Source organism: Rhodoferax sp., assembly GCF_010365055.1.
GTDB lineage: Bacteria > Pseudomonadota > Gammaproteobacteria > Burkholderiales > Burkholderiaceae_C > Rhodoferax.
Genome location: NZ_JAAFHA010000161.1, coordinates 1 through 4,960 on the forward strand (window position 1 = coordinate 1; position 4,960 = coordinate 4,960).

Annotated in this window: 4 protein-coding genes; all 4 read left to right on the top strand. The window is 64.0% G+C overall.

Annotation, left to right across the window (positions count from 1 at the left end; all coding sequences use genetic code 11):
• A partial coding sequence (locus GZ093_RS20180) for a 3'-5' exonuclease (protein WP_296489467.1) occupies window positions 1–1,540 on the top strand: 1,540 nt, incomplete at its 5' end.
• Between the two features lie 44 nt (window positions 1,541–1,584).
• Complete coding sequence (locus GZ093_RS20185; protein ID WP_296489469.1) at window positions 1,585–2,757, top strand: phospholipase A; 1,173 nt, start codon at window positions 1,585–1,587, stop codon at window positions 2,755–2,757.
• Window positions 2,758–2,899: 142 nt separating this feature from the next.
• On the top strand, window positions 2,900–3,754 hold the full coding sequence (locus GZ093_RS20190; protein WP_296489470.1) for a PaaX family transcriptional regulator C-terminal domain-containing protein: 855 nt from the start codon (window positions 2,900–2,902) through the stop codon (window positions 3,752–3,754).
• Window positions 3,738–4,960, top strand: a 1,223-nt coding sequence (locus GZ093_RS20195; RefSeq protein ID WP_296489473.1) for an acyl-CoA dehydrogenase family protein, incomplete at its 3' end; no start/stop codon positions are given. The genes GZ093_RS20190 and GZ093_RS20195, both read left to right, overlap by 17 nt.

Sequence of the window (4,960 nt, forward strand, 5' to 3'; positions counted from 1 at the left end):
TATTCTGGTGGATGAATACCAGGACACGAATGCCACCCAGTATGAATTGCTCAAGCTGCTGGTGGGCGGCAATGCGCCAACGCAAGCGCGCTTCACGGCGGTGGGCGACGACGACCAGTCGATTTACGGCTGGCGCGGCGCCACGCTGGACAACCTCAAGCGCCTGCCGGTCGAGTTTCCGACGCTCAAGGTCATCAAGCTGGAGCAGAACTACCGCTCCACCAGTGCCATCCTGCGCGCCGCCAACAACGTGATCGGGCCGAACCCCAAGCTCTTCCCCAAGAACCTGTGGAGCGATCTGGGCGAGGGCGAGCCGGTGCGGGTGGTGGACGCCGACAGCGAGGAGCACGAGGCCGAACGCACCGTGGCGCGCATCCAGAGCCTGCGCGCCAGCGGCCTGCCGCACGGTGGCCCGCAGTTCAAGGAGCTGCGCGACTTTGCCGTGCTGTACCGCGCCAACCACCAGGCCAAGACCTTCGAGAAAGCGCTGCGCAAGGCGCAAATCCCGTACAAGGTGTCGGGCGGAACGAGCTTTTTTGACCGCGCCGAGATCAAGGACCTGTGCGGCTGGTTTCGCCTGTGGATCAACAACAACGACGACCCGGCCTTCTTGCGCGCCGTCACCACACCCAAGCGCGGCATTGGCCACCAGACCTTGGCCCAACTGGGCGTGTTTGCGAGCAAGTACAAGGTCAGCCTGTTCGAAGCCTTGTTTTCGTCGTCCCTGGGCAGCCTGCTCAGCCCCAAGGCGGTGGGCAGCCTGCATGAATTCGGCCGCTATGTGAACGACCTGGAGTTTCGCGCCCGGCGCACACTGGGGGCGGAGTCGGCCAAGTCCTTCTTGCTCGAGTGGCTCAAGGACATCGGCTATGAAAAGCATTTGTACGACGGCGAAGACAGCGAAAAACTGGCGGCGGCGCGCTGGACCAATGTGCTTGATTTTTGCGACTGGATGTCCGCGCGCTGCGGTGGCCAGTTGGAAGATGCCGCCGGCGTTTCCACCAGCAACGAGGTGAAGTCGCTGCTGGAGGTGGCGCAAACGGTGTCGTTGCTGTCCACCATCAGCGAACGCGAGACCGATCAAAACGTGGTGACACTGTCGACTCTGCACGCCGCCAAGGGCCTGGAGTGGCCGCATGTGATGCTGGTCGGCGTGACCGAGGGCATGCTGCCGTTCAAGCTCAAAGACAGTGGCGAATCGGGTGCCGCCTCGGTCGGCGGGTCGCAGCAGCAGCATGAGGCGGCGGTTGAGGCCACCGCCGTGCACCTGCAGGAAGAGCGCCGCCTGATGTATGTCGGCATCACGCGCGCCCAGCGCAGCCTGGCGGTGAGCTGGACGCGCAAGCGCAAAAAAGGCCGCGAGATGGTGGCCGCCCTGCCCAGTCGCTTCATTGCCGAAATGGCGCTGGACCAGGCCACCACCAAGGAAGACCCGCGCGCCAAGCTGCGGGCGCTGCGGGCCGAGTTTGCGCAAAAGGCGCAGGAGGCGCAAGCCGCCCAGACCGTTGGCGCGCCCGGCCAGAAAGTGCGTCCCCTTTGAAACCTAGAATAGCGACCCACGTTGATCACCCAAGCAAGCCCACCATGAACCCACTATTTACTACTGTATTAATAGCTTCTTGCGCAGTAACGACGGGGGCTAGAGGCCAAAATACCCTAAATATCCCGGCAGAATCCAAGGCTTGGCAAGCGTGCGCGGATCTGACCGGGGACAGCGCGGCGCGCTTGGCCTGTTTTGATCAATGGGCGCAGCAGCAGCTCAACGCAGCAATGCGCCCGCCGTCGCCGGGCGCCTCGGCGCTGGCGCAAACCGCGGCCACCCCAGCAGCGGTACCCGCTGCACCGGCAGCCGCCCCGGTCACGATCACCATGACGGCGCCGGCCGCGCACGACTGCAAGAGCAAGCAATTTTCCGAGCTGTCGCGCTTTTGGGAGCTGGAGGCGGGCAGCGACTGCGGCACTTTTGGCATTCGCGGCTTTCACCCGATCAGCCTGGCGTGGATCAGTTCCGACAGCGTCAACACCCAGCCCAACTCGCCCGTGCCCGACCATACCGCCACCACGGCGCTGGGCTATCAAAAAAACGAGGTCCGCATCCAGCTCTCGGTGCGCACCAAGGTTGCGCAGGGCCTGCTGACCGGGAATCAGGAGCTCAAACGCGACTCGATCTGGTTTGGCTACAGCCAGCAGTCCAACTGGCAAATTTTCAGCGGCGATCTGTCGCGCCCGTTTCGCACCACCGACCACGAACCCGAGGTCACCTACATCTACCCGACTGATTTCAAGTTGCCGCTGGGCTGGCGCTGGCGTTACACCGGCTTGAGCCTGGTGCACCAGTCCAACGGCCAGCCCCTGCCGCTGTCGCGCAGCTGGAACCGCAACGTGCTGATGGCCGGCATGGAAAACGGCAACCAGTTCCGGGTTGGCGCCAAGCTGTGGAAGCGCGTCAATGAAGGCTCGGCCAACGACGACAACCCCGACATCATCGACAAGATCGGGCGCGCTGAAGTGGCCGCATTCTGGACGCCCGACGCGACCAACACCTACGGCCTCACGCTGCGCCACTCGCTGCGCTCTGATGCCAACGGCTCGCTGCGGCTGGAATGGCTCAAGCAACTGAGCACCAGTGGCTTGCCCGGCAGCCAGGACGCCTTGCGCTTTCATACCCAATTGTTCAGCGGTTATGGCGATTCGCTGGTCGACTACAACCGCCGGCGCACCGTGCTGAGCATCGGCTTGAGCCTGGTCGACTGGTAGCCGCGCGCGCCGCCGTCTCGCGCTGAGCGTTGCGCGCCGCGGGCTTGGTCCCGGGTCTGAATGCTGCTACATTACGAAAAATTGTAATTCTCTACAAATGTAGTAATGTACGGGCTGAGCCTTGCGGCGACCCACCCGGCCCATGAAGGTCAATCCGAAAAATCTTATTCTCGACCTGATGCTGGCGGCGGGCGACAAGCCTTTGATCGCGCGCGATGCGATCCTGGCGGGTTCCCTGTTCCAGATCAGCGAGAACAGCCTGCGCGTCACGCTGGCGCGCCTGTCGGCGGCGGGGCTGATCGAGACAGCAGAGCGCGGCGCTTACCGGCTCGGGCCGGCGGCCACCGACCTGGCCGGTGAGGTGGCCAGCTGGCGCACGCTGGAGTCCCGGCTGCGGACGTGGCAGGGCAGCTACATCGTCGTGCACTGTGGCGCTTTGGGTCGCCATGACCGCGCTGCACCCCAGCGGCGGGAGCGCGCCTTGCAGATGATGGGCTTGCGACTGTTGGAGCGCGGCCTGTATATTCGTCCCGACAACATTGAGTCGGACCTTGACGAGGTGCGCGACCATCTCTACAAGCTGGGGCTGGACCGCAACGCTGCGGTCTTTCGAGCCAGTGGCCTTGATTCGACACGCGAATCGATCGTGCGTCAGTTGTGGGATGGCCAGGCGCTGACGCAAAACTACCGGCAACTGCGCGTCGAACTGCAAGAGTGGCTGGCCCGTGCCGATCAACTGCCGCTGGATGCAGCGGCGCGCGAATCGTTCCTTCTGGGCGGCAAAGCCATTCATCAACTGGTGTTTGATCCGCTGCTGCCCGAGCCCTTTGTGGACAGCCGCGAGCGCCACGCCTTCATCCAGGCGGTGCACGATTTTGACGATACCGGGCGCGCCATCTGGAACCGGTTCTTCGCCTCCATGGCCGAGACCCCACCCCCTTTTCCTGTGACTTATCAACCCGCTGAACTGGAGACATACCATGAACACCCGAACTGAGCCCGCAGCCACCGCACTCTACCTGGCCGACACCCACGAGGTGAGCAACCTGTCCACCGAGCTGTGTGACTACAACATGTACACCCAAGACGCCGCCTTGCGCGAGGCGGTGCAGCGCGAGGGCGGGCAGTGGGCTGACGGCGAGCTCAGCGCGTTTGGCCAGATGACCGGCTCGGCTGACTACCTGGAGCTGGGCAACCTGGCCAACAAGTTCCAGCCCGAGTTTGATACGCATGACCGCTTTGGCAACCGCATCGACCTGGTGAAGTTTCACCCCAGCTACCACCAGCTCATGAAAACGTCGATTGAGCATGGGCTGCATGCCTCGCCTTGGACGTCCCCAGGGCCGGGCGCCCATGTTGCACGCGCCGCCAAGAGTTTTTTGCATGGCCAGGTGGAGGCGGGCCATGGCTGTCCGATCACCATGACCTTCGCCGCCGTGCCCGCGCTGCGGCTACAGCCTGACTTGGCCAGCGTCTGGGAGCCGAAGGTGACGGCGCGCGTCTACGACCCGCGCAACGTGCCGGTGGAGCAGAAACAGGGCGTCACCATCGGCATGGCGATGACCGAGAAGCAGGGCGGCTCGGATGTGCGCACCAACAGCACGCGCGCCTACCCGCTGGGCACGGGTGGACCGGGCCAGGCTTACGAACTGGTCGGCCATAAGTATTTTGTGTCGGCCCCGATGTGCGACGCGTTTCTGGTGCTGGCGCAAGCGCCCGGCGGCCTGTCGTGCTTCTTGCTGCCGCGCTGGCGCCCGGACGGCAGCAAAAACCCGATGCAGGTGCTGCGCCTCAAGAAAAAGATGGGCAATGCGTCCAATGCGTCGAGTGAGACCGAGCTGCGCGGGGCGCTGGCGTGGATGGTCGGTGAGGAGGGGCGCGGCGTGCGCAACATCATCGAGATGGTCAGCATGACGCGCTTTGATTGCATGATTGGCTCCAGCGCGGGCATGCGCATGGCGGCCTCGCAGGCGCTGCACCACTGTTCGATGCGCTCGGCGTTCGGCCAGGTCCTGAACGAGCAGCCCTTGATGCAAAACGTGCTGGCCGACCTGGCGCTGGAGAGCGAAGCCGCCACCACGTTGACGATGCGCATGGCGCGCGCCATGGACAACCGCGCCAATGAACAGGAAGACCTGCTGGTGCGCCTGGTCACGGCGGTGGGCAAATACTGGATCTGCAAGCGCACGCCCAACCATGCCTA